Raw genomic sequence first — 23,994 nt, 5'->3', positions numbered from 1 at the left:
GCGTCTGTCACGAGCGCGCCAAGCAGGCCGACTAAAATCGGCGGCCTTAGAAAGATTTTGATGCTTTATCCGGAACTCTTCAGACAACTCGAATCTGTCCGCTGGGACATGGACAAGGACATTCCCTGGCAGTCGTTCGATGCTTCGCTGCTGTCCGAAGAACAGGCGCAAACCATCAAGATGAACGCCATTACCGAGTGGGCGGCGCTGCCGGCCACCGAAATGTTCTTGCGCGACAACCGCCACGATAGCGACTTTTCGGCTTTCATGTCGATCTGGTTCTTCGAGGAGCAGAAGCACTCGCTGGTGCTCATGGAGTACCTCAAGCGCTTCAGCCCCCAGCATGCGCCTACCGAGCAGGAGCTGCACGAAGTGCGCTTCGACTTCGACCCGGCGCCCCCGCTCGAAACCCTCATGCTGCACTTCTGCGGCGAGATCCGCCTCAACCACTGGTACCGCCGCGCGGCCCAGTGGCACACCGAGCCGGTCATCAAGCACATCTACACCACCCTGAGCCAGGACGAAGCCCGCCACGGCGGCGCCTACCTGCGCTACATGAAGCGCGCCATGGAAAAGTTCGGCGACGAGGCCCGTGCCGCATTCGCCAAGGTGGGCGTGCTCATGGCCAGTGCGCGCCGAACCGCCCAGGCGCTGCACCCGACCAACCTGCACGTCAATAAGGCGCTGTTCCCCAACGACACCATCCAGAGCCGCATGCCCGACCCCGACTGGCTCGAGCACTGGCTGGACAAGCAGATCAAGTTCGATGCCGTCTGGGAGGGCAAGGTCGGCGAGCGCATCCTGCACAACCTGAGCCTGCTCATGAACCGCAGCTTCAAGACCGTGCAGGAACTCAACCGCTACCGCAAGGAAGTCTCCGCCAACCTCGGACCGAAGGCCGAGTACCAGGGCGCTTGAAGGGATAAAGGGGCGCGTCCCGCGAAATGGCCTGTCACAAACCAGGCCGCTCGCCCGTCTTGTGACCATGGACGACGCCACCCTTACTTTCGACAGCCACCGCCGCCGCCTTCAGGGCATTGCCTACCGCATGCTCGGCACCGTTGCCGAGGCCGAAGAGGTGGTGCAAGACGCCTGGCTGCGCTGGCACGAGGCCGACAAGGCCGGTTTTGACAGCGCCGAAGCCTGGCTGGTCACCGTCGTCACCCGTCTTTCCATCGACCGGCTGCGCGCCGCTAAGGTCCAGCGGGAGCACTACATCGGGGCTTGGATGCCCGAGCCGACGCTCACCGACGCCCCCGCCACGCCCGAGCAGCTGCTCGAGCGCGCCGACAACGTGTCGGTCGCTTTCCTTGCCGTGCTGGAGCGCCTCGCGCCCGAGGCGCGCGCCGCCTTCCTGCTGCGCGAGGTGTTCGACGCCGACTACGAAGAAGTGGCGCGCACCCTCGGCAAGAGCGAAGCCGCCTGCCGCCAGCTGGTGCACCGCGCCAAGGCGCAGGTGCAGGAGGCACGCCCGCGCTTCCAGGTCTCGCGCGAAACCCACCAGCGCCTGCTGCGCGCCTTTGCCGATGCGGCCGCGCGCGGCAGCCTGCAGGACCTGAAGGCGCTGATGGCGGAAGACGTCGAACTCATCGGCGACGGCGGTGGCAAGGTGCAGTCTTTCAGCAAGGTCCTGCGCGGCAGCCAGCGGCTGGCGCAGCTTTACTTTGCGCTCTGGCGCCGCATGGGCCCTGCGGTGCGCATGGAACTGGTGGACATCAACGGCGAGCCGGGGCTGCTGCGCTTCTTCGATGGGCAGCTTGAATCGGCGCAGACGTTCGAGATCGAGGGCGAGCGCATCGTGCGCATCCGCGCCCAGCGCAACCCCGACAAGCTGGCGCGCATCGCCCGGCTTTTTTCTTCGCAGTAGTTCGCGCAGCGTGTCACAGGGCCGGGTGCCGGCCCGTCTTCAGTGGGTAGGAAGCAGATCTTTCAAACCCAAACCACTGGAGCATCTTCATGAACACGACCCCGCGCCTGAACTGGTTCAAGACCATCCCCCGGACCTTCGAAGCCATCCTGGCCGTCAGCGCCAGCATCGATTCGAGCACCGTCGGCAAGACGGTGCTCGATCTGGTGTTCGCGCGCGTCTCGCAGATCAATGGCTGCGCCTACTGCCTCGACATGCACGTGCGCGACCTGCGCAAGCAGGGCGAGGGATGGCAGCGCATCAACAGCCTGGCGACCTGGCGCGAAGTAAGCTTTTTCAACGAGCGCGAACGCGCCGCGCTGGCGTGGGCCGAATCGCTCACGCGGCTGGCCGACCATCACGACGAGCGCGAAGCCGAGTTCGCAGCCCTGAAGGCGCAGTTCAGCGATGTCGAAATTGCCGAGCTCACCGTGGCTGTCGCGCAGATCAACACCTGGAACCGGCTCAACGTCGGCATGCGCATGCCCGTCGCCGCCAAGGCGCTGGACTGAGCTTCTTTCCTTCAGCGGCGCTCGACGACCATCGGCGCGATGCGCAGGCTGTCGCGCAGCTGCGTCACGGCCTCGCCGGCTTCATTGCGCGAGGCAAAGGGTCCGGCCTGCAGCCGGTGCGTGCCGGCTTCGCTGAAAACGCGCAGCTGCGGCGCCAGTGAAGGCAGGCCGCGCGCCGCCTGGTTGCGCAGGCTTTCCGCGCCATCGCGCTCGCGGAAGGCACCGAGCTGTACCCAGAAGCCCGCCACTGCGGCGGAAGATGGCGCGGCTGCCGACGGGGCCGCTGCCGGCGCCGTCGGCGCGGACAGCGGCGCCATGGGCGCAAGGTCGGTGACCACCATGGGCTGGCGCGGCGGCGGCGCGGTATCGGCCTCGAGCGTTGCCGGCGCCGCTTGCGCGACCTCTTCTGTCTGCGCCATCGGCGCCGTCGGAGCCATTGGCGTTTGCGGCACGACCGGCATCGTCGAGGCCTCCGGCGCATTCATCGCCACCGGCGCCACCCAGGCTGAAGGCACGGCCACCGATGCAGCCGCCGCACGCCGGGGCGGCGATGGTGCCGGCGGCGCCGCGGCATACGCGGTTCCCGAGTCCCGCCGCCAAGCGCCGGTGCGGATGTCCTCGTTCGTGATGCGCTCGATCTCCACCGGCGCCACGCCGCGCAGCAGGTCGAGCTTGAGCGCCGCGGTGTAGCTCAGGTCGATGATCCGGCCGTCGACGAAAGGGCCGCGGTCGTTCACCCGCACGATCACCTCGCGCCCGTTGGCCGGGTTGCGCACCCGCACGTAGCTCGGCAACGGCAGGGTCTTGTGCGCGGCCGTCATGGCGTACATGTCGTAGGGCTCGCCGCTCGCGGTCGACGCGCTGTGGAACTTGCGGCCGTACCACGAGGCGATGCCCGATTCCCGGAATGGCCGGTCGTCGGTGATCGGCTGGTACGCCCGGCCCAGCACCGTGTAGGGCTTGCTGGTGCCGCCGCTGCTGCGAATGGCTTCGATGCGGGGCTCGGCATCGGGCACCCGGTCGAGGTCTGACGGAATGTTCGTGCCCGGGCCGTCGCGGCCGCTCAGCGCACCGCCGCCGCTGCGGGTGCCGCTTGCGCAGCCCGCAAGAAGGACGGCGACGGCCACCGCGCACGCAGCCAGCGCGGCGGGGGCTTGGGTGCCGGCTCGCTCAGCCAAATACAGCCTTCCACAAGGCCAGCATGGCATCGCGCTCGGCGGCCAATGCAGGCGGGGTGACCTGGGTCGGTTCTTCATTGAGGCGGGCGCGATGCTGCACGCGCCGCAGTTCGCGGTACGCCGCCGCAGCCTTGCGGCCGACACCGGCGGGTAGCAGGCCGGCTTCTTCGGCGCGCATCAGCAGCGCGATGTTGCCCACATTGGGAATCAGCTCCGGGTGCTCGCCCGAGTCCGACAGCACCAGAAACTGCACCGCGAACTCGGCATCCACCATGCCGCCCGGGCTGTGCTTCACGTCGAAGCGGTCGGCCTTCACCGGCCGTGCGCCGCGAAGCTTGTTACGCATGGCGATGATCTCGGCCTTCAGCGCCTCGCGGTCGCGTCGAGCAACCAGAACGGCGTTGCGCACCTGGTCGAAGCGCGCGCCGAGCTCGATGCTGCCGAGCACAAAGCGTGCGCGCGTCATGGCCTGGTGTTCCCACGTCCATGCCGTGTTGCTGCCGCGGCCAAGCTGGTACTTCTCATAGGCTTCGAAGCTGGTGGTCAGCAGGCCCGAATTGCCGTTCGGCCGAAGCGCGGTGTCGATCTCGAACAGGTCGCCCTCGCGCGTCTTCACCGTGAGCCAGTTGATGAGCTTGCGCACGTAGGCCGCGTACACCTCGCCGGCGCGCTCGTCGTCATCGTCGTAGACGAACACGATGTCCAGGTCGCTGCCGTAGCCCAGTTCTTTGCCGCCCAGCTTGCCGTATCCGATGATGGCAAACTGCGGCGCTTCGCGGTGGCGGTTGCGCACGTGCGGCCAGCACCAGCGGGCCGTCACGCGCAGCGTGGTGTCCGCCAGCGCGCTCAGGTCGTCGGCCACCTGCTCCACGGTAATGCGGCCGTCCACGTCGCGTGCCAGCGTGCGGAACACCTCGGCGTGGTGGGCATGGCGCAGCAGGTTCAACAGCCGCTCTTCATCGGCTTCGCCGGTGCGGCTGAGCGAGGCGTGGCGTGCTTCGAGCTCGCGTTCGAACTCGGCCGCCACGAAGCGGCCCGAGAGCATTTCGTCGCTCGCGAGTTCGTCGATCACGCCCGGGTGCTGCATGAGGTAGCGCGCCGGCCACTTCGCGGCGCCCAGCAGCCGCAGCAGCCGCTCCTGCACCGCGGGGCGCTCGACCAGCAGCGCCAGGTAGCTCTCGCGCCGCAGCAGCGGCTCGATCCAGTCGGCCCAACGCAATGCGGCGTCCGCATGGCGCGGCGTCTGCCCCGGGCCGTCGCCGTCGGGCTCTTTCAGCCACTGTCCGGTGCGCTGCACCAGCTGGCGCAGCCGGGCCCGGGTTTCTTCACGCAGGGCAAGCACGCGGGGCTGCTCGCACCAGTTGCGAATGCGATCCGCAAACGCCGGCGGCAAGTCGTCGAGCAGATCGGCCAGGTCGGCGGGCGCAGAGGCCTTCTTGCCGCTGCACTTGCCGTTGCAGGGCTTCTCGCCGCCGAGCAGCTTGTCGAACTCCTGCGCCACCAGTTCGCGGTGCGTATCAAGCTGCTCGAGAAAGGGGCAACAGTTGGCATAGCCCATGGTCTGGGCAATCCAGCGCAGGTCGTCGTCGCCCACCGGCAGCATGTGGGTCTGCTGGTCGTCCAGGTACTGGATGCGGTGCTCCACGCGGCGCAGGAACTCGTAGGCCGAGGCCAGTGCATCGGCGGTTTCCTGCGGCATGAGCCCGGCGCGCGCCAGGCGCTGCAACGCGTCGAGCGTCGGGCGGGTGCGCAGCTCGGGGAACTGCCCGCCGCGCACCACCTGCAGCAGCTGCACGGTGAATTCGATTTCGCGGATGCCCCCGCGCGACAGCTTGACGTCGTTCGCGCGCTCGGGCCGGCCCGCGCTGCGGCGTGCCGACTGCTCGCGAATCTGCCGGTGCAGCGTGCGCAGTGAGTCGAACACGCTGTAGTCCAGATAGCGGCGGAACACGAAGGGCAGCACCGTGGCGCGCAGGCCTTGCGCATGGCCTTCGGAAACGATGTCGCGCGGCGCCACCACCCGGCTCTTCATCCAGGCAAAGCGCTCCCACTCGCGGCCCTGCACCTGAAAATATTCTTCCAGCGCGTCGAGCGAGACCACGCTCGGCCCGGAATTGCCGTTGGGCCGCAGCGCCAGGTCGACGCGAAACACGAAGCCGTGCTCGGTGGTGTCGCCCACCAGTGCGTAGATGCGCTTCACGGCGCGCGAAAAATACTCCTGGTTCGACAGCCGGCCGCGGCCGGCGGCGTCGCCGCGGGTTTCGCCGTCCAGGTCGTACAGGTAGATCAGGTCGATGTCGCTCGACACGTTGAGCTCGCGCGCGCCGAGCTTGCCCATGCCCACCACCCAGAGCTGCGCGCGCTGGCCTTCGGGGCCGAGCGGCGCGCCATGCAGCGCGTCGAGCTCGTGGCAGGCGTCGCGGCAGGCGATGTCGAGCGCGAATTCCGCGAGCTCGGTCACGGCGGTGGTTACCACGGCGAGCGGCGCCTGGGCATCGCAATCGAGCGTTACAAGCCGTTCCATCACGAGCTGCCGCACAATGCGCAGCGCATCGCCGACGCTGTCGCCGCGTGCGCGCAATGCCTCGTAGGCCTTCGATATCGACTCGCGCAGCGGCGCGCCGGGAGGAAGCAATGCAAGTTCGGCCGCATACCTGCGGCGCAGGCGCTGCACGAAGCGCGAATAGGAAGAAAACGCGACTTCGATCGCGATAGGTGGCGTGGGCGTGGTTGGCAACTGGTTCACACTGATATTGGTTTCCGTGGAACCCCTCTGATGGCTGGCGGTCATAATTCCCGACACAGCGCGATCCTCAATGAACGACACGGCGTCTCCCCCTTCACGTCTGCTCAAGATCACCGCTGCGACGGCGCGCTGGCTGCTGGGTTTACTGATCGCTGCATGGCTTCTGCTTGCACTGTCAGTGGTTGTCCTACACGCGTGGATTGTGCCGCGAATCGGCGATTACCGTGGTGCCCTGGAGGCACAAGCCAGCAAGGCCATCGGGGTACCTGTGCGCATCGGGTCGATCACCGCCCGTTCCGATAGTCTGTTTCCCGCCTTCGAGTTGCGCGACGTGGTGCTGCATGATGCCAGCCAGCGCGAGGCCCTGCGGCTTGTACGGGTGGTGGCGAGCGTGTCGCCGCGCTCCTTGTGGCGCCTCAATTTCGAGCAGCTCTACATCGAAGGACCGCAGGTCGACGTGCGGCGCGATGCGCTGGGCAAGCTGCACGTGGCCGGCCTGCACATGTCGAACGACACCACCGGAGAGACCCGCGCCGCCGACTGGTTTTTCGCCCAGCGCGAACTGGTGGTCGAAGGCGGCACCGTCCGCTGGACCGACGAGCAGCGCCAGGCCGAGCCCCTGTTGCTGACCGACGTGCGCTTTGTGGCCCGCAACGGCGGCCGCCGCCATGGGCTGCGGCTCGACGCCACCCCGCCGGCCGGCTGGGGCGAGCGCTTCACCCTGCGCGGCCAGTTCCGCCAGCCCCTGCTGTCGGTGCGCTCGGGCCGCTGGCAGACGTGGGACGGCCAGCTCTACGCCGACCTGCCCTACATGGACGTGACCCGCCTGGGCCGCTACGTCTCCATCGACGCGCGCATCCGCGAAGGCAGCGGCGCGCTGCGCGTCTGGGCCGACGTGAAAGACGGGCAGATCGTGGGCGGCGCGGCCGACCTCGGGCTCAACCGCGTCGACGCGTCGCTGGGGCGGGGATTGCAGCCGCTGGTGCTGCGCGCGGTCACCGGCCGCCTGGCCGGCCAGCTGAACGAAGAGAACTTCGAGTTCTCGACCACCGCCCTGCAGTTCGACACCGCCGACGGCATGCGCTGGCCCGGCGGCAACCTGTGGATGCAGCACTCGCCCGCGCGCGGCCGCACGCCGGAGCACGGCGCCTTGCGCGCCGACCGGCTCGACCTGGCCGCGCTGGCCCTCATTGCCGACCGCCTGCCGCTGGGCGAGGCCACGCACCGTGTGCTCGATGCCTATGCGCCGCGTGGGCTGGTCGAGCGCATCGACCTGAACTGGCAGGGTTCTTTGGGTGCGCCCGAGCGCTACCAGGCCAAGGGGCGCGTCAGCGGCCTGCGGGTCGCGTCGCAGCCCGCCCCACCCGTGGTTGCCGCAGCTCCCAAGGCCGGCGCCTCGGCCACCCCCCACGCGCACGCCGGCTCGCCCGGCCTGAGCGGCGCCACCATCGATTTCGACGCCACCCACAACGGCGGCACCGCCGCGCTGTCCATGGCGCAGGGCACGCTCGAATTTCCGGGCGTGTTCGAGGAGCCCGTCATTCCCATCGACCGGCTGGCGGCCCAGCTTCAATGGAAGCTCGACAAGGGCCATGCGCAGTTGCAGGTCTCCAAGCTGCGCTTCGCCAACGCCGATGCGGAGGGCGAGGCCGAGGCCAGCTGGCGCACCAGCGATCCCGCCGTATCCGCCGGCCAGGCGCTCTACCCCGGCGTGCTCGACCTTCAGGGCAAGCTGACCCGCGCCGACGGCACGCGCGTGTTCCGCTACCTGCCGCTCGACATTCCCCAGCACACGCGCGACTACGTGCGCCAGGCGGTCACCAAGGGCACGGCCAGCAGCGTCGACTTCCGCGTGCGCGGCGACCTGCACGACATGCCCTTCATGGATCCGAAGCAGGGCGAGTTCCGCATCGTGGCCAAGGTGGCGGACGTCAACTACGCCTATGTGCCGCCGGCCTCCGCCACCGCGGCGTCCACCGCCTCCAGGGCCGCCGCCTCGGCCCGGCCCGGCACGCCCGCGGCGGTCTGGCCCGCCCTGACCGGCGTCTCGGGCGAGCTGGTGTTCGAGCGCGCGGGCATGCTGGTGCGCAATGCGCGCGGCCGGCTGGCGGGGGCCACCGGCATCGAGGTGACCAAGGCCGAAGCGCAGATCGCCGACATGTCGCATCACGCATCGCTGCTGCGTGTCGACGCCCAGGCCAGGGGACCGCTCGGCGAACTGCTGCGCGTGGGCGCCCCGCTGGCCGGCGAAGCCGCCGAGGCGCTGTCCCGGGCGCGCGCCACCGGCTCGGCCGACTACCGCCTGCATCTCGAACTGCCGCTCGAGGACATGGACGCGGCCAAGGTCCAGGCCAGCATCGCGCTGTCGGACAACGAGCTGCAGCTGGCGCCCGAGGCGCCGTCGTTCACGCACGCAAAGGGCGTCGTCGGCTTTACCGAAACCAACTTTTCGCTGGCCGGCGTCAATGCCAGGCTGCTGGGCGGCGACGTCCGCATCGAAGGCCGAGGCCGCTTTGCCGGCGCCAACCGCGAGGTGACACTCAAGGCGCAGGGCACCGCAACAGCCGACGGCCTTCGCAGCGCGCGCGAGGCCGAGTGGCTGGCCCGCATCGCGGCCAAGGCGACGGGCAGCACGCCGTACGCGGTCACTTTCTCGATGCGCGATGGCGCGCCCGAGTTCCTGCTGACCAGCACCTTGCAGGGCCTTGCCTTGCAGCTGCCCGCTCCGCTCGTGAAGACGGCGGACGAGCAGATGCCGCTGCGCATCGAAAAGAAGGTGCTGCAACGCGAAACCCGAGCGGGTGCCGCCGTTGCGGTGCAAGACCAGCTTTCGTTGGAGCTCGGCCGCATCGGCAGCGCGCAATATGTCCGCGACATCTCGGGCGCCGAGGCGCGGGTGCTGCGCGGAAGCATCGGCATCGGCCTGGCGCCGGGCGAAACCGCCAGCGTGCCCGACAGGGGCGTGCTCGCCAACGTGAACGTCGCCAAGCTCGACATGCCCGCGTGGAAAGCCCTGGTCGGCGACACCGCGGCCAATGCGGCTGAAGCGGGCGGCGCCGATCGAGCCGAAGACGCGGCCATGGGCTACCTCCCCACGCGCATCGCCGTGCGGGCACAGGAGCTCGGCATTGCAGGCCGCACGCTGCACAACGTGGTGCTGGGCGGCACGCGCGACGGCTCGCTCTGGCGCGCCAACATCGACGCCACCGAACTCAGCGGCTATGCCGAGTACAGCGAGTCGCAAGCCGGGCGCCTCTATGCGCGGCTCGCGCGGCTCAAGATTGCGCCGGCCGAGGCGACGCAGGTCGAGACGCTGCTCGACGAACAGCCCGGCACGTTGCCCGCGCTCGATATCGTCATCGACGATTTCGAACTGCTCGGCAAGCGGCTCGGCCGCGCCGAAATCGATGCCGTCAACCGCGGCGGCGCGGGCCGCGAATGGCTGCTCAACAAGCTGAGCTTCACCATGCCCGAGGCGAGCTTCGCGGCCAAGGGCACCTGGGCCGCCGTGCCGGGCGGCAGGGCCGGACGCGTCGAGCAGCGCCGCACCGCCATGACCTTCAGGCTCGACATTGCCGATGCCGGCGACCTGCTTGCGCGCTTCGGCATGCCCGGCGTGCTGCGGCGCGGCAGCGGGCGGCTCGAGGGCGACGTCAACTGGCGCGGCTCGCCGTTCTCGCTCGACTATCCCAGCCTGGGCGGGCAGCTGCAGGTCAACGTGGGATCGGGCCAGTTCCTCAAGGCCGACCCGGGCCTTGCCAAGCTGCTTGGCGTGCTGAGCCTGCAGGCGCTGCCGCGCCGGCTCACGCTCGACTTCCGCGATGTGTTCAGCCAGGGCTTCGCCTTCGACTTCATTCGCGGCGACGCGAAGATCACGAACGGCATCGCGAGCACCAACAACCTGCAGATGAAGGGCGTCAACGCCGCCGCGCTGATGGACGGCTCGGCGGACATCGTGCGCGAAACCCAGGACCTGCGCGTGGTGGTGGTGCCCGAAATCAATGCCGGCACGGCCGCGCTGGTGGCCACCGCCATCAACCCCGCCATCGGGCTGGGCACCTTCCTGGCCCAATGGGTGCTGAGCAAGCCGCTCGCGGCCGCCGCCACGCAGGAGTTTCACATCGAAGGCACCTGGGCCGACCCCAAGATAGCCAAGGTGCCGCGGTCCATCCTGCCCAATCCCCTGAATCTTCCCGCGCCGGCGCCCGCCGCCGAAGGCCGGAAAACGGAGACCACGCAATGAAAGTCGCAGCCATCCAGATGGTGTCGGCCATCGCCCGCGAAGCCAACCTCGCGCGCGCCCACAACCTGCTCGCGCAAGCCGCGGCGGACGGCGCCGAGCTGGCGGTGCTGCCCGAGTACTTCTGCATGATGGGTGCGCGCGACACCGACAAGCTGGGCCTGCGCGAAACCGCCGGCGCCGGCACGGTGCAGGGCTTTCTTGCCGATGCGGCGCGCGAGTTCGGGCTGTGGATCGTCGGCGGCACGCTGCCCATCGAGAGCAGCGATGCGGAGCATGTGTTCAACAGCTCGCTGTGCTACTCGCCCGGCGGCCAGTGCGTGGCGCGCTACGACAAGATCCACCTGTTCTACTTCGACAACGGCACCGAGCGCTACGACGAGCGCCGCGTCATTGCACCGGGCGCCACGCCCGTGGTGTTCGATTTGCCGTCCCGCGATGGCCACCGCTGGCGCGTGGGCATGAGGGTCTGCTACGACCTGCGCTTTCCGGAGCTGTACCGCGCGCTCGCCAAACAGGGCGCCGACCTGCTGCTGGTGCCCAGCGCCTTCACCCGCACCACCGGCGCCGCGCACTGGGAGGTGCTGCTGCGTGCGCGCGCCATCGAAAACCTCGCATGGGTGGTCGCGCCCGCGCAGGGCGGCACGCACGAGAACGGCCGCCACACCTGGGGCCAATCGATGGTGGTCGACCCGTGGGGCACCGTGGTTGCGCAGCAGGCCCTCGAAGAAGGCGTCGTGCTGTTCGACATCGATGCCGGGCAGACCGGGCGCATGCGCGCACAGTTGCCGGTGCTCTCGCACTGCGTGCTCTAGATGCAGGATGTGCTGACCGCCGCATCGCCACGGTGGGCGCTGTTGGCGTTCGCGCGTTTGCGCTCGCTGTGGAAGCGCTGGTTTCTCTGGCTCATCCTGGCCGTGCTGGTGTCCGCATTGCTCGTCACCGTGGTGTGGCTCGCGGGGCGGCATGAAGTGGAGCAGGTGCAGGCGGCGCTCGACCGCGACACGGCCGATGCGGTGTCCGACCTTCGCATCGGCTTGCAGCGCAACGCGCAGAGCCTGCGCGCCACCCAGGCTTCGGGCCTGGACCGCACGCATTGGCCCGAGGCCGCGGCCACGCTGCTGAGGGAGCATCGCGAGTGGCTTCGCCTCGAGTGGCGCGACGCCGCGCTGCGTCCGCTGGAGTCGGCCAACACGCCCTACCGCATGCGCCTCATCGACGAGGAGAGCCGCGGCGCCGACCAGACCGACGTGGCGCTGGCCTGCACGGCCGCGCGCAAGCTCGGTGCGCCCGCCTATTCGCCGAGCCACTTCGTGCCGGTGCTCGGCGGCGGCGGCGTCGAGGTGATGGAGCTCTGCGTGCCCATCGACGCAGGCGGTTTCCTGGTGGCGAGCTACTCGCTGCGCGACACACTGATCGAACTGGTCGGCCCCACGCTCACGCGCGGGCAGGAGGTGGCCTTTACCGAAACCGACGGCACGCGGCTCGTGGCGCTCGGCACGTCGCGCCGCACCGGCACGCGCGTCTTCACCTCGCAGCAGCTCATCGATCTGCCCGGTGCCGCGCTGATGCTGCGCGTCGACGGCTGGCGCGCGGCGCCCGACCTTTTTCCGAACGTGCTCACGGCGCTGGTTACCGGCATCTCGATTGCACTGGTGTCGGTGCTGGTGCTGCTGGCGCGCGACACGCGGCGCCGGCTGCGCGCCGAGCGCGACCTGGCCGATGCGCTCGCCTTTCGAAAGGCGATGGAAGACTCGGTCATTACCGGCCTGCGCGCGCGGGACCTGCAGGGCCGCATCACCTACGTCAACCCGGCGTTCTGCGAAATGGTCGGCTTCAGCCCCGAAGAGCTCATGGCCGGCAGCGGCGAATCGACCGAGGTGCCCTACTGGCCCACCGAGCTGGCGCACGAATACCAGCAGCGGCAAGCCAGGCGCCTGGCCGGGAGCATGCCGCCGCGCGAGGGCTTCGAGTCGGTCTTCATGCGCAAGGACGGCACGCGCTTTCCGGTGCTCATCTTCGAGGCCCCGCTCATCAACGCGCAGCGCGTGCAGACCGGCTGGATGAGCGCCTTCATCGACATCAGCGAGCAGCGCCGCATCGAAGAACTCTCGCGCGCGAGCCAGGAGCGCCTGCAGGCCAGCGCGCGGCTTGCCACCGTGGGCGAGATGGCATCGCTGTTGAGCCATGAACTCACCCAGCCGCTGGCCGCGATTGCCAGCTACGCCACCGGGTCGCTCAACATGCTTGGCCCCCACGCCAAGGGCGAGCAGGCCGAAGTGGCCATGGCCGTGCGGCGCATTGCCGAGCAGGCCGACCGCGCCGGCCAGGTGATTCGCAGCGTGCACGACTTCGTGCGCCGGCGCGACCGCACGCGCGAGGCAGTGGCCCCGCAGGCGCTGGTCGATGCGGTGCTGCCGCTGGTGCGGCTGCAGGCGCGCAAGCTCGGCGTGATCATCGAGGTGCTGCTGGAAGACCGCCTGCCGCAGGCCATGTGCGACCGCACGCTGGTCGAGCAGGTGCTGCTCAACCTGGCGCGCAACGCCATGCAGGCCATGGACACGCCGGACAATGCCGGAGAACGGGTGCTGCGGCTGCGCGTGGCGCGCGCCGTCGCGGTGGGCGGCACCGGTGCCGGCGCGGAGGACGTGCGGCGCTGGCTCGAGTTTTCGGTGGCCGACCTCGGCAGCGGCATCAGCGAAGAGGTGGCGAGCCGCCTCTTCACGCCTTTCTTCACCACGCGCGCCGACGGCATGGGGCTTGGCCTCAGCCTGTGCCGCACCGTGGTGGAGCAGCACGGCGGCGTGTTGATGTTCGAGCCCAACCAGCCCCGGGGCACGGTGTTCCGCTTTACCCTGCCGGCGGCATGACCCTTGCAGGTTTGCCGCGGCCACATTTTTGAAACGACTGATATGCAACCGCTGATCGACGGTCTCATCTTCATCGTGGACGACGACGTCAGCGTGCGCGAGGCATTGGCCTGGCTGCTGCGCTCGCGCCGCCTCGAGAGCGAGCATTTTGCGAGCGCCGAAGCCTTCGAGCAGCGCCTGGCCGAGGGGCCGCTGCCTCAGCAGCCGCTGTGCCTGCTGCTGGATGTACGGATGCCTGGCACCAGCGGACTGGTGCTGTTCGACCGGCTTGCCGAACGCGGACTCCTGGACGCCATGCCCGTTATTTTTCTGACCGGCCACGCGGATGTGCCCACCGCGGTCGACGCGGTGAAGCGCGGTGCGTTCGACTTTTGCGAGAAACCGTTTTCGGACAACGCGCTGGTCGACCGCATCGAGCAGGCGCTGGGTGCTTCGCTTCGGGCGCTCGAAGTGCAGCGCGTGCGCCGCAGCCTGGCCGACCGCATCGCCGAACTGACCGACCGCGAGCGTGACGTGATGCGGCTCGTGGTCGAAGGCTTGCCGAACAAGCTGATTGCCGATCAACTGGCCATCAGCGTGCGCACGGTGGAGGTCCACCGCGCGCGCGTGTTCGAAAAGATGGAAGTGAAATCAGCGGTCGAGCTGGCCAACCGCTTGAGGGATCTCTAAGAGATCAGGACTTTTCCGCGACGAAGATTTCGACGCGGCGATTCTGCGCACGGCCGGCAGCGGTGCCGTTGTCGGCCAGGGGCTCGCGCGAGCCGCGGCCGTCGGTGGTGATGGCGGTGGTCGAAACGCCGCGCGCCACCAGGTGGTTGCGCACGCTGTCGGCGCGGCTCACCGAGAGGCGCTCGTTGCCTTCTTCGCTGCCGGTGTTGTCGGTGTGGCCCACCACGCGCACGCTGGCCGCGGTGGCGCTGCGCAGGCCTTCGGCGACCTTGTCGAGCACCTGGGCGAGGTTGCGCTTCACGTTGGAGCGGCCCACGTCGAACGAGAGTTCGTTGGGAACCACAAGGTGCAGCTGGTTGTCCGCGGTTTGCTCGATCACCACGCCCGTGCCCTTGGTGGAATTTTCCAACTCGGTCTTGAGCGACGCCAGGCGCGCGGTCCAGCTGTTGGACGGCGCGGCCGACTGGGCATCCGGTGCGCTTGCAGCACCCGGCGCAGGCGATTGCGAAGCGCAGCCCGCAATGAACAATGCGGCCGCAGCCGCACCCGAAACAACAAACTTCCTCATGAGTTTTCCCTCTGGATTGACATTGAAACGATAACGACGGGCGCCGGCCGCTCCCGCCCGGCCGGCTTTTTTCTTCTTGTCTGGCTTACTTGCTTATTTTTCTGTCTTCTGGCGAGGTCAGCCTCGCGGCGCGCGCTCGCCCACAAAGATTTCGACGCGGCGGTTCTGGGCCCGGCCGGCATCGCTGTTGTTGTCGGCAATGGGCTCGCGCGAGCCGTGGCCTTCGATGCGGAAGGCCGCGGCGCTCACGCCGCGTGCCACCAGGTAGTCGCGCGTGCTGGCGGCACGGTCGACCGACAGCGGGTTGTTGATGGCGTCCGAGCCGGTGTTGTCGGTGTGGCCGATGATGCGCACCTCGGCGTTCGGGTTGTTGCGCAGGCCGCTTGCGAACTGGTCGAGCACGGGCGCGAAGTTCGACTTGATGTTGGAGCGGCCCACGTCGAACGACACATCGCTCGGAATCTGGAGCTTGAGCTCGTTGTTCTGCGTTTGGGTCACGGCGATGCCGGTGCCTTGCGTGGCGGCTTCCATCTGGCGCTTCTGGTTTTCCATGCGCTGCGACCACAGGTAGCCGCCGAGCGCGCCGGCTGCGGCACCGACCACGGCGCCGGTGCCGATGGCACCGCGGTTGCCGCCGGTGGCGGAGCCGATGGCCGCACCGCCCAAGGCGCCAATGCCGGCACCAATGCCGGTGTTGCGCTGGGTGTCGGTCATGCCGCCGGCGCATCCGGACAGGACGAGGGCGGCGGCGGAGGTGGCGAGAACGAATTTTTTCATGGCTTTCCCTTTCAAGGATGAATCAGGCGGGCCACAGCTTAGCTTCGGCAAGCATGCGATGGTACGGCCTTACCGATCCGCCGAAAACAGGAAAACCTTGTGCCGCGTTCGATGAGTGCTAGGATGGTTGCTACTAAAGTAATAGCTAATGGGTTCTTCTCCGACATGTCCCTGCGACTTGCGGCTACGCGAGAAATTCAACCCTCTGGAGGGCGGCCCTGCCTGGAGGACTCGTTGTCGTCGGCGGTCTCATCTTCTTCGTGCAGCTCACCCTTCTTTCGACCGGAAAACATGGTCCACCAGACGATCAATATGAGCACGAGCCCGGCCCCGAGGGCTTCAAGCAAAATCAATCCCATGAGAAATGGACTCCAGTGGCTGGTAGGGCTCGCGATCGTAGCAACGATGGCGGGCTGCTCGCTCAGCCCGCGCGCGCCGGAAACCCCGGCACGCCCCACCGTAACGCCCCCGCGCGACCTCGGGCCCCTGACCGGCTCGCTGGCGCATCCCAAGAGCCGATGGGTTCCTGTCGGCTGGTCGGAGCTTCCGGGCTTCAGCGACGATCCGCTGCACGAAGCCTGGATTGCATTGCTTGCCAACTGCGCGCGCCCCAACGCGGCTTTTGCGCCGCTGTGCCGAGACGTGCGCCAGCTGGCCATTGCCACGCCCGAAGAGCAGCGGCAGTGGATGACCGACCGGCTGCAGCCCTACCGGGTCGAGTCGCTCGCGGGCTCCAGCGAAGGCAAGCTCACGAGCTACTACGAGCCGGTGTACGACGCCTCGCGCGTGCCCACCGCCACCTTCAACGTTCCGATCTACCAGGCGCCGGAAGGCTTGGTGCCGCGCCGCCCCTGGTACACCCGGCAAGAAATCGAAACACTGCCCGAGGCCCAGGCGGCGCTGCGCGGCCGCGAGATCGCGTGGATGGCCGACCCGATCGACGCGCTCATGCTGCACATCCAGGGCTCGGGGCGCCTTCGCATCACCGAAGCCAACGGCGTGCAGCGCACCGTGCGCGTGGCGTTTGCGGCCACCAACGAGCAGCCTTACAAGAGCGTGCAGCAATGGCTGATGTCGCAAGGGGTGTCGAAGGTCGGCAAATGGCCTGACGACACCAAGGCCTGGGCCGCGCAGAACCCGCAGCGCGTGCCGCAATTGCTGTGGAGCAATCCGCGCTATGTGTTCTTCCGCGAAGAGACGATGAGCGAGCTGGACGCTTCGTTCGGCCCGCGCGGCGCGCAGGGCGTGCCGCTCACGGCGGGGCGCTCCATCGCGGTCGACCGCGAAAGCATTCCGTACGGCACGCCGGTGTGGCTCGCCTCGAGCGGCCCCGCCGCGCAGCTGCAGAAGCTCGTGGTCGCGCAGGACACCGGCAGCGCCATCGTCGGCGCCGTGCGCGCGGACTACTTTGCCGGAACCGGCGCCGATGCCGGCCGGCTGGCCGCCAGCATGAACCAGCCGCTGCGCCTGTGGGCGCTGTGGCCAAGGCAAATGCCGGCGCCCTGACGGGGCGCCAGCTGCCGGTCGAAGGGCAGTCAGCGCGGCTGGCCGGAGGCTGAGCGTTTCACGCGGATGTCATGCGAACTGACTACCTTCGCGGGTTGATTTCTTGTTCAACCCACGAAAGATATTGCGCATGACCGCAAACTCCCGCAGCGACGATCCTTCGATCGATCTCGACGACATCGGCACCAACCCCACTTCGAATCCCTCTTTCACCGACCTGATCGCGTCGCGCCTGAGCCGCCGCCACCTGTTCGGCCTGGGCGTCGGCACGGCCGGCACCGCGTTGCTGCAGGCATGCGGCGGTGGTGGTGGCGGTGGGGGCATCGGCTTCCCCGTGCTGCCTCCGGCACCTGCGCCGGCGCCAGCGCCGGCCCCTGTTCCCGCACCGCCGCCCGCGCCCGCCGCACCCAAGCTCGGGTTCAATGCCGTGGCCAAGAGCCTGGAGGACGTGGTGAGCGTGCCGGCCGGCTACACCGCCAGCGTGCTCTACCGCCTGGGTGACCCGATTGCGAACGGCGTAGCTGCCTACAAGAACGACGGCACGGACGATCCGGCCACCTACGACCGCCGTGCCGGCGACCACCACGACGGCATGACCTTCTTCGGCATGGACGGCTCGAACAAGTGGGACCCCGCCAATGCGGCGCGCGGCCTGCTCGTGATGAACCACGAAGCCATCACGCCGCTGTTCCTGCACCCCGCCGGCCAGACCATCACCGGCACCGGCAATGCAGCGGTTCGCACCGTGGCCGACGAAGTGCTGCGCGAGTTCTACCTGCACGGCGTGAGCGTGATCGAGGTCAACAAGAACGGCAGCGCCTGGAGCTACAAGCAAGACTCGAACTTGAACCGCCGCGTTCACACCCTCACCGAAATGACGTTCTCGGGTCCGGCCGCCAGGACCGACTACCTGAAGACCAGGTATTCGACCGACGGCAGCAAGACCCGCGGCACGCTCAACAACTGCGCCAACGGCACCACGCCGTGGGGCACGTACCTCACCTGCGAAGAGAACTGGGCCGGCTACTTCCGCCGCATTGCGGCCACCGACAACCCCAACCGCACGGCGAAGGAAATCACCTCGTTCGCACGCTACGGTGTTTCGAGCACCGGCCGCGAACTGTGGGCCACCGTCACGCCCGACACGGCCGACAACATCTACGGCCGCTGGAATACCCAGGTGACCGGCGCCACCGCCACCGACGACTTCCGCAATGGTGCCAACACCTACGGCTGGGTGGTCGAGATCGACCCCTTCACCCCGGCCAGCACGCCCAAGAAGCGCACCGCGCTCGGCCGCTTCGGCCACGAAGGCGCGTGCCTCGGCCCGGTCGTGGTCGGCAAGCCGCTGGTCTGGTACATGGGTGACGACTCGCAGAATGAGTACCTCTACAAGTTCGTCTCCACCAAGGCCTGGGATGCGGCCGACATCGGCGGCGGCATTGCGGCCGGCGACAAGTACATGGACGACGGCAAGCTGTATGTCGCTCGCTTCAACGCCGACGGCACCGGCAACTGGCTGGAGCTCTCGCTCGGCGTGAACGGCATCACCTCCGGCAACGCGACGTACCCCTTCGCCGATGCGGCCGACGTGGTGATCAACGCCCGCCTTGCCGCCGACGTTGCGGGCGCGACCAAGATGGATCGCCCCGAGTGGACCGCCGTCAATCCGAAGAACGGCGACGTGTACCTCACCCTCACCAACAACGCCGCGCGCACCATCAGCAATACCGATGCTGCCAACCCGCGCTACTACAACGACCCCAAGGGCGCGGCCCAGACGGCGCAGAAGGGCAACCCGAACGGCCACATCGTTCGCTTTGCCGACGCCGGCGGCGACCCCGCGGCCGTCACCTTCAACTGGGACGTCTACCTGTTCGGTGCGCGCTCGACGGCATCGGCCGACGTCAACCTGTCCAACCTGGTTGCCGACAACGACTTCTCCAGCCCCGACGGCATGTGGTTCAGCCACGCGACCGCCGGCCTGCTGTGGCTGCAGACCGACGACGGCAAGTACACCGACGTGACCAACTGCATGATGCTCGCGGCATTGCCGGGCCAGGTGGGAGACGGCGCGGCGAAGACGATCACCAACGTGGACGGCGCCACCAGCGCGACGCAGGCTACCTTCATCGGCAAGGCGCCCGGTACCGACGGCCTGCGCCGCTTCCTGGTCGGCCCGAAGGACTGCGAGATCACCGGCATCGCCGAATCGGGCGACGGCCGCGCGCTGTTCGTCAACATCCAGCACCCGGGTGAAACGACCGCTGCGGCAAACATCAGCGACCCGACGAAGTTCGGCAGCCACTGGCCCGAAGGCGGCACGGCCCGCCCGCGCTCGGCCACGGTCGTCATCACCAAGGACGATGGCGGCCTGATCGGCCTGTAAGCAAAGACTGGCTGTTTGTTGGTACCTGGTACCGCCCGGGTTGCGTGCAACCCGGGCGGTATTTACCTTGGCAACGGCAGCGCAGTCTTGTATCGCACCTGCTTGAGCGCAAAGCTCGAGCGGATCTTCTCGATGCCTGGAATCGGCGTGAGCTGTTCCAGGATGAATTTCTCCAGCGCCGCCATGTCCGCCACAGCGATGCGGATCAGGTAGTCGCTGTCGCCCGTCATCAGGTAGCACTCCATCACCTCGTCGTGCTCGGCAATGCGCTGCTCGAAGTCGGCGAGCGACTGCTTGCTTTGCGTGGTGAGGCTGATCGAGATGAACACGTTGAGCCCCAGGCCCAGCGCCTTTGCGTTCGCGAGCGCCACATAGCGGTCGATCACGCCGCCGGCTTCCAGCGCCTTCACGCGTGCGAGGCACGGCGAAGGCGACAGCTGAACGCGGCGCGCCAGCTCCACGTTCGACAGCCCGCCGTCGCGTTGCAGCTCGTCGAGGATGCGCAGGTCAATGGTGTCGAGTTGCACGAAATGCGGCGTTCGGTTGGTTTTCAAGAATTTTATGCTGCGTTGGCGCCGTGGGTATGCCCAAGCCGGTAGCTAATTCTTGCCGTTGCGGCCTAAAGTGCCGGCATGAACGCCCCGATTTCATCCGACCAGATGCGCGCGCTGCTGCTCGACACGCCGCTCTCGCACGACCCCGACCCTGCTGAGACCGCCGAATGGCGCGATGCCTTCCTGGCGCTGGCGCAAACGCATGGCCCCCAGCGCGCGCGGCAGATGCTGGTGGAGCTTGCCCGCCTCGCGCGGCAGCAACGCATCGGTTGGCAGCCCGAGCTCGCAACGCCTTACGTCAACACCATTGCGGTGGAAGACCAGCCGCCGTTCCCGGGCGACCTGGCCGTCGAGGAGCGCCTGGCTTCGCTGATGCGATGGAACGCCCTCGCGATGGTGGCCAAGGCCAACCAGGCGTATGGCGAACTCGGTGGCCACATCGCCAGCTACGCCAGCGCGGCAGACTTGTTCGAGACCGGCTTCAATCACTTCTTTCATGCGCGCAAGGACTCGGGCGAAGATGCGCATCGCGGTGACCTCGTGTTCTTCCAGCCGCACAGCGCGCCCGGCGTCTATGCGCGTGCGTACCTCGAAGGCCGCCTCAGCGAAGAAGACCTGAAGCACTACCGCCAGGAGCTGACTGCGCCCGCCTTCACCCAAGGCAGCGGCGCGCGCGGCTTGAGCAGCTATCCGCATCCCTACCTGATGCCGGATTTCTGGCAGTTCCCGACCGGCTCGATGGGCATCGGCCCGATCAGCTCGATTTACCACGCGCGCTTCATGCGCTACCTCACGCACCGCAACCTGCTCGATTGCGAGGAAGGCCGCAAAGAGGATGGAACGCCCGTCGACAAGCGACGGGTGTGGGGCGTGTTCGGCGACGGCGAAATGGACGAGCCCGAATCGATGAGCGCGCTGACGCTTGCCGCGCGCGAGAAGCTCGACAACCTCGTGTGGGTCGTCAACTGCAACCTGCAGCGCCTCGACGGCCCGGTGCGCGGCAACGGCCGCATCATCGACGAGCTCGAAAAACTCTTTGCCGGCGCGGGCTGGAACGTCGTCAAGCTCGTGTGGGGCAGCGACTGGGACGGCCTCTTCGCGCAGGACATGAGCGGCGCGCTCGCGCGCGTGTTCGCCAACACCGTGGACGGCCAGATGCAGACCTTTGCGGCCAAGGACGGCCGCTTCAACCGCGACAACTTCTTCGGCCAGAACCCCGAGCTTGCGCGCCTGGCCGAAGGCATGACCGACGAGCAGATCGACCGGCTGAAACGCGGCGGCCACGACCTCGTGAAGATATACGCCGCCTATGCCGCCGCGGCCGCGCACAAGGGCCAACCGACCGTGATCCTCGCCCACACCAAGAAGGGCTACGGCATGGGCAGCGCCGCGCAGGGCAAGATGACCACGCACTCGCACAAGAAGATGGGCGACGTCGATCTCATCGAGTTTCGCGACCGCTTCAACCTGCCGCTCACCGACGCGCAGGCCATAGCGATGGACTTCTACCGCCCGCCCGAAGACAGCGCCGAGATGCAGTACCTGCGCAGCCACCGCGCCGCGCTCGGCGGCGCCATGCCCCGCCGCGAGACCGCGTGCGACGTCGTGCCCAAGCCAGACATTGCCAGCTACGCGCAATTCGCGACAGCGGCAGCAGGCAAGGAAATGAGCACCACCATGGCCTTCGTGCGCATGCTCGGCAACCTGCTGAAAGACAAGGCCCTGGGCCCGCGCATCGTGCCCATCGTGGCCGACGAGGCGCGCACCTTCGGCATGGCCAACCTGTTCAAGCAGGTCGGCATCTATTCGAGCGTGGGCCAGCGCTATGCGCCCGAAGACATCGGCTCCGTGCTGAGTTACCGCGAAGCCACCGACGGCCAGATTCTTGAAGAAGGCATCAGCGAAGCCGGCGCCATTGCCAGCTGGACGGCAGCCGCCACCAGCTACAGCGTGCACGGCCTCGCGATGCTGCCCTTCTACATCTACTACTCGATGTTCGGCTTTCAGCGCGTGGGCGACGCCATCTGGGCCGCGGCCGACCAGCGTGCGCGCGGCTTTTTGCTGGGCGCCACATCGGGCCGCACCACCTTGGGCGGCGAAGGCCTGCAGCACCAGGACGGCAGCAGCCACCTCGTGGCCGCGACCATTCCCAACTGCAAGGCCTACGACCCCGCCTATGCCGGGGAGATGGCCGTCATCGTCGATGCGGGCATCCGCGAAATGATGGTCGAGCAGAAGGACGTGTTCTATTACGTCACGCTCATGAACGAGAACTACGCGCAACCCGATGTGCCCGAGGGTGCAGAGGCGGACATCCTGCGCGGCTGCTATCGCTTCGGCGTGTATGCGCCCGCTTCAGGCAAGGCGAAAACGAAGAAGGCCGTCACGCTCATGGGCTCGGGCGCCATCCTCACCGAAGTCGTCAAGGCCGCGCAGCTGCTGGCCGACGAAGGCATCGAGGCCGAGGTGTTCAGCGTGACGAGTTGGAGCGAACTTGCGCGTGACGGATTGGCTTGCGAGCAGCGCGCGATTGCGGGCGAGAAGGAAGCCGGCGTACCGTTCATCGCGCGGCAGCTCGGCTCGGGAGGCAAAGGTCCGATCGTCGCCGCCACCGACTACGTGCGCGCCGTACCCGAGAGTTTGCGCGCCTTCCTGCCCGAAGGCCGCCGCTATCTCACGCTGGGAACGGATGGGTTCGGCCGCAGCGATACGCGCGCGGCGCTGCGGGAGTTCTTTGGGGTGGATGCGGAGAGCATTGCGCGGGCGGCGCGGTATGCGTTGAAGTGAACGGAACCTCTTTCGGACGAGTGATCAAAAAGGAGGTGCCGGAGGACGCTTCTTGCTCGCCTCCTCTGGTGTGATGAAGCGACTACAAGCAGGCGTCCAGTCGACCCGGAGCATTTCTGCCTTCACCGGCGTCTGCTGGTTCTCGGTACCCTCCTTCACAACGATCACTCCGCACTTCTCAGCTGGGATCTTTTTGCCGAAGAACGTGTCGCCCTTAGGGTCGATGAAGCGATCGCCAAGGAGTCTGTAGCGTTCGCCGGCTTCTGGTCGAAAGGAGAAGTGAAACCGACACATGTTGCCGTGCCTCGGCGATACGTATTCCATGATGGCATCCTGGTCCGTGCGCAACAGGTGTAGCACCGATGGATCGGATTGCGAGGAGCCTATGCCAAAGAAGGACGGCCCTTCCGCGAGTACCTTGTAGTGAGCAATGCACCCTTTCTCGTTGAGCGAGAGGATGCGAAGGTAATCCTTCGTGTCGACTCTCAACTGCGCATGCGGCTCGTCTGCTGTCGGCGTTCGATAGCCCGCAAAAACACAACCACTCAGCAACGTCGCGGCCAGCAAAAACTGAGTGACGAGCCAAGGAGTTCCCAATTTAATTTTCATGTTGATCACTGCTTTTTTGCTGGGGCACTGGTCATGACCAGGTACTTGCCGCCCGGCTCATCCGCCTCACGGATGCGCGGATACAGCAAGACGCCGCCGGCCTTTACCACCAGGGCACAGTTGGGGTTGATCGAGAACACGTAGGTCTTGCCACCTTGGAAGTCGAAAACCTCTTCGCCGCTGCGCAGACCCGGACCGTAATTGCGCGTGTAGGTGCTCCAACCAGCCTGCCATACGGGCATGACGGTTCCGGCCGATGGGAAGCGCTCGCTGTCGTTGCCACCCGGCCCGTCTGGATGGCAAAGGCGCTGCGCGCGAACTGCGTACTTCCCAGGTTTGATCTTGGCAACCGCGTATTGCCCCGGAACGGTTTCCAGCGGTGCCGTTGCTCCCTCGATGGCGAGAGCGGTTGTGAAGATGACGCCTCGATCCCATTTATTCGAAGCGGTCTCCGGCTTGTTGACGACGTAGACGACGGTCTCGTTCGCGTCCAACGGCATGACCGGCAACCGGAAACTTGCTACAGCTGATTGCTTGTCGGTGGGGACTTGAACGACTTCGGAAATGCTCATGCAACCTGTGAGGGCGAGCAATGTCACCGCGGTCGCAATCGTGTTTCTCTTGATTTTTTTCATTCTCATTTCCTCTCTGGTTAGAAACTCGCGTTGAGATTGAACCCAAAG

18 protein-coding genes are annotated in these 23,994 nt (G+C 67.4%); 10 read left to right on the top strand and 8 right to left on the bottom strand.

Going from position 1 to position 23,994, the window contains the following annotated elements; all coding sequences use genetic code 11:
* Positions 1-60: 60 nt before the first annotated feature.
* From EJI00_RS21860 to EJI00_RS21850, 3 genes are all read left to right on the top strand, one after another.
* Complete coding sequence (locus EJI00_RS21860) at positions 61-918, top strand: ferritin-like domain-containing protein (protein WP_126749581.1); 858 nt, start codon at positions 61-63, stop codon at positions 916-918.
* A 67-nt stretch (positions 919-985) separates the two neighbouring features.
* Positions 986-1,867 (top strand): RNA polymerase sigma-70 factor, encoded by an 882-nt coding sequence (locus EJI00_RS21855; RefSeq protein ID WP_126749580.1) that lies wholly within the window; start codon positions 986-988, stop codon positions 1,865-1,867.
* Between the two features lie 89 nt (positions 1,868-1,956).
* Positions 1,957-2,418 (top strand): carboxymuconolactone decarboxylase family protein, encoded by a 462-nt coding sequence (locus EJI00_RS21850; protein WP_126749579.1) that lies wholly within the window; start codon positions 1,957-1,959, stop codon positions 2,416-2,418.
* A gap of 11 nt (positions 2,419-2,429) precedes the next feature.
* Here the strand turns inward: EJI00_RS21850 and EJI00_RS21845 are convergent, their stop codons facing one another.
* Positions 2,430-3,596, bottom strand: coding sequence for a septal ring lytic transglycosylase RlpA family protein (locus EJI00_RS21845; protein ID WP_126749578.1), 1,167 nt, complete (start codon positions 3,594-3,596; stop codon positions 2,430-2,432).
* Positions 3,589-6,387, bottom strand: a complete 2,799-nt coding sequence (gene glnE / locus EJI00_RS21840; RefSeq protein WP_126749577.1) for a bifunctional [glutamate--ammonia ligase]-adenylyl-L-tyrosine phosphorylase/[glutamate--ammonia-ligase] adenylyltransferase — start codon at positions 6,385-6,387, stop codon at positions 3,589-3,591. Before glnE ends, EJI00_RS21845 begins: the two co-directional genes overlap by 8 nt.
* A gap of 25 nt (positions 6,388-6,412) precedes the next feature.
* Here glnE and EJI00_RS21835 point away from each other — a divergent pair, with 25 nt between their 5' ends.
* From EJI00_RS21835 to EJI00_RS21820, 4 genes are read left to right on the top strand one after another with little or no spacing between them, the layout of a single operon-like run.
* Positions 6,413-10,585: a YhdP family protein gene (locus EJI00_RS21835; protein ID WP_126749576.1), complete on the top strand. Its 4,173-nt coding sequence runs from the start codon at positions 6,413-6,415 to the stop codon at positions 10,583-10,585.
* Positions 10,582-11,397: a carbon-nitrogen hydrolase family protein gene (locus tag EJI00_RS21830; protein ID WP_126749575.1), complete on the top strand. Its 816-nt coding sequence runs from the start codon at positions 10,582-10,584 to the stop codon at positions 11,395-11,397. The genes EJI00_RS21835 and EJI00_RS21830 overlap by 4 nt, the downstream gene beginning before the upstream one ends.
* Complete coding sequence (locus tag EJI00_RS21825) at positions 11,398-13,452, top strand: two-component system sensor histidine kinase NtrB (protein WP_126749574.1); 2,055 nt, start codon at positions 11,398-11,400, stop codon at positions 13,450-13,452.
* Between the two features lie 42 nt (positions 13,453-13,494).
* A complete protein-coding gene (locus EJI00_RS21820) occupies positions 13,495-14,121 on the top strand; it encodes a response regulator transcription factor (protein ID WP_126749573.1) in 627 nt (208 codons plus the stop codon).
* 4 nt (positions 14,122-14,125) lie between these two features.
* On the opposite strand, the gene EJI00_RS21815 is transcribed toward EJI00_RS21820, so the two are convergent.
* The 3 genes from EJI00_RS21815 to EJI00_RS25145 form a co-directional block, all read right to left on the bottom strand.
* The gene (locus tag EJI00_RS21815; protein ID WP_126749572.1) at positions 14,126-14,689 is read right to left on the bottom strand and encodes an OmpA family protein; all 564 of its coding nucleotides are present in this window, start codon (positions 14,687-14,689) and stop codon (positions 14,126-14,128) included.
* Between the two features lie 117 nt (positions 14,690-14,806).
* The gene (locus tag EJI00_RS21810; RefSeq protein WP_126749571.1) at positions 14,807-15,466 is read right to left on the bottom strand and encodes an OmpA family protein; all 660 of its coding nucleotides are present in this window, start codon (positions 15,464-15,466) and stop codon (positions 14,807-14,809) included.
* A 197-nt stretch (positions 15,467-15,663) separates the two neighbouring features.
* Positions 15,664-15,825, bottom strand: a complete 162-nt coding sequence (locus EJI00_RS25145; protein ID WP_185868186.1) for a hypothetical protein — start codon at positions 15,823-15,825, stop codon at positions 15,664-15,666.
* Here EJI00_RS25145 and EJI00_RS21805 point away from each other — a divergent pair.
* Positions 15,824-16,972 carry a murein transglycosylase A gene (locus tag EJI00_RS21805; protein ID WP_126749570.1) on the top strand — a complete coding sequence of 383 codons (1,149 nt, stop codon included), beginning with the start codon at positions 15,824-15,826 and terminating at the stop codon, positions 16,970-16,972. The two genes, EJI00_RS25145 and EJI00_RS21805, sit on opposite strands and share 2 nt — an antisense overlap.
* A 130-nt stretch (positions 16,973-17,102) precedes the next feature.
* On the top strand, positions 17,103-19,361 hold the full coding sequence (locus EJI00_RS21800; protein WP_126749569.1) for a PhoX family protein: 2,259 nt from the start codon (positions 17,103-17,105) through the stop codon (positions 19,359-19,361).
* A gap of 62 nt (positions 19,362-19,423) precedes the next feature.
* Here the strand turns inward: EJI00_RS21800 and EJI00_RS21795 are convergent, their stop codons facing one another.
* Positions 19,424-19,888 carry an Lrp/AsnC family transcriptional regulator gene (locus EJI00_RS21795; protein WP_126749627.1) on the bottom strand — a complete coding sequence of 155 codons (465 nt, stop codon included), beginning with the start codon at positions 19,886-19,888 and terminating at the stop codon, positions 19,424-19,426.
* A gap of 105 nt (positions 19,889-19,993) precedes the next feature.
* On the opposite strand from EJI00_RS21795, the gene mdeB reads away from it, so the two are divergent.
* Complete coding sequence (gene mdeB / locus EJI00_RS21790) at positions 19,994-22,702, top strand: alpha-ketoglutarate dehydrogenase (RefSeq protein ID WP_126749568.1); 2,709 nt, start codon at positions 19,994-19,996, stop codon at positions 22,700-22,702.
* A 24-nt stretch (positions 22,703-22,726) separates the two neighbouring features.
* Here the strand turns inward: mdeB and EJI00_RS21785 are convergent, their stop codons facing one another.
* Together EJI00_RS21785 and EJI00_RS21780 are read right to left on the bottom strand one after the other, a co-directional pair.
* Positions 22,727-23,311 (bottom strand): hypothetical protein, encoded by a 585-nt coding sequence (locus tag EJI00_RS21785; RefSeq protein WP_126749567.1) that lies wholly within the window; start codon positions 23,309-23,311, stop codon positions 22,727-22,729.
* 5 nt (positions 23,312-23,316) lie between these two features.
* Positions 23,317-23,946 carry a hypothetical protein gene (locus tag EJI00_RS21780; RefSeq protein ID WP_126749566.1) on the bottom strand — a complete coding sequence of 210 codons (630 nt, stop codon included), beginning with the start codon at positions 23,944-23,946 and terminating at the stop codon, positions 23,317-23,319.
* Positions 23,947-23,994 lie beyond the last annotated feature (48 nt).

This window comes from Variovorax sp. DXTD-1 (genome assembly GCF_003984625.1).
Taxonomy (GTDB): domain Bacteria; phylum Pseudomonadota; class Gammaproteobacteria; order Burkholderiales; family Burkholderiaceae_C; genus Variovorax.
This window is presented reverse-complemented; position numbering and strand designations above follow the sequence as displayed.

Bases quoted from the DNA above. Each gene is read 5' to 3' on its own strand.
- EJI00_RS21850 (WP_126749579.1), top strand. From the start codon at position 1,957: ATGAACACGACCCCGCGCCTGAACTGGTTCAAGACCATCCCCCGGACC.
- glnE (WP_126749577.1), bottom strand. From the start codon at position 6,387: ATGACCGCCAGCCATCAGAGGGGTTCCACGGAAACCAATATCAGTGTG.
- EJI00_RS21855 (WP_126749580.1), top strand. From the start codon at position 986: ATGGACGACGCCACCCTTACTTTCGACAGCCACCGCCGCCGCCTTCAG.
- EJI00_RS21785 (WP_126749567.1), bottom strand. From the start codon at position 23,311: ATGAAAATTAAATTGGGAACTCCTTGGCTCGTCACTCAGTTTTTGCTG.
- EJI00_RS21815 (WP_126749572.1), bottom strand. From the start codon at position 14,689: ATGAGGAAGTTTGTTGTTTCGGGTGCGGCTGCGGCCGCATTGTTCATT.
- EJI00_RS21820 (WP_126749573.1), top strand. From the start codon at position 13,495: ATGCAACCGCTGATCGACGGTCTCATCTTCATCGTGGACGACGACGTC.
- EJI00_RS21810 (WP_126749571.1), bottom strand. From the start codon at position 15,466: ATGAAAAAATTCGTTCTCGCCACCTCCGCCGCCGCCCTCGTCCTGTCC.
- EJI00_RS21780 (WP_126749566.1), bottom strand. From the start codon at position 23,946: ATGAAAAAAATCAAGAGAAACACGATTGCGACCGCGGTGACATTGCTC.
- mdeB (WP_126749568.1), top strand. From the start codon at position 19,994: ATGAACGCCCCGATTTCATCCGACCAGATGCGCGCGCTGCTGCTCGAC.
- EJI00_RS21825 (WP_126749574.1), top strand. From the start codon at position 11,398: ATGCAGGATGTGCTGACCGCCGCATCGCCACGGTGGGCGCTGTTGGCG.
- EJI00_RS21860 (WP_126749581.1), top strand. From the start codon at position 61: ATGCTTTATCCGGAACTCTTCAGACAACTCGAATCTGTCCGCTGGGAC.
- EJI00_RS21805 (WP_126749570.1), top strand. From the start codon at position 15,824: ATGAGAAATGGACTCCAGTGGCTGGTAGGGCTCGCGATCGTAGCAACG.
- EJI00_RS21800 (WP_126749569.1), top strand. From the start codon at position 17,103: ATGACCGCAAACTCCCGCAGCGACGATCCTTCGATCGATCTCGACGAC.
- EJI00_RS21835 (WP_126749576.1), top strand. From the start codon at position 6,413: ATGAACGACACGGCGTCTCCCCCTTCACGTCTGCTCAAGATCACCGCT.
- EJI00_RS21830 (WP_126749575.1), top strand. From the start codon at position 10,582: ATGAAAGTCGCAGCCATCCAGATGGTGTCGGCCATCGCCCGCGAAGCC.
- EJI00_RS25145 (WP_185868186.1), bottom strand. From the start codon at position 15,825: ATGGGATTGATTTTGCTTGAAGCCCTCGGGGCCGGGCTCGTGCTCATA.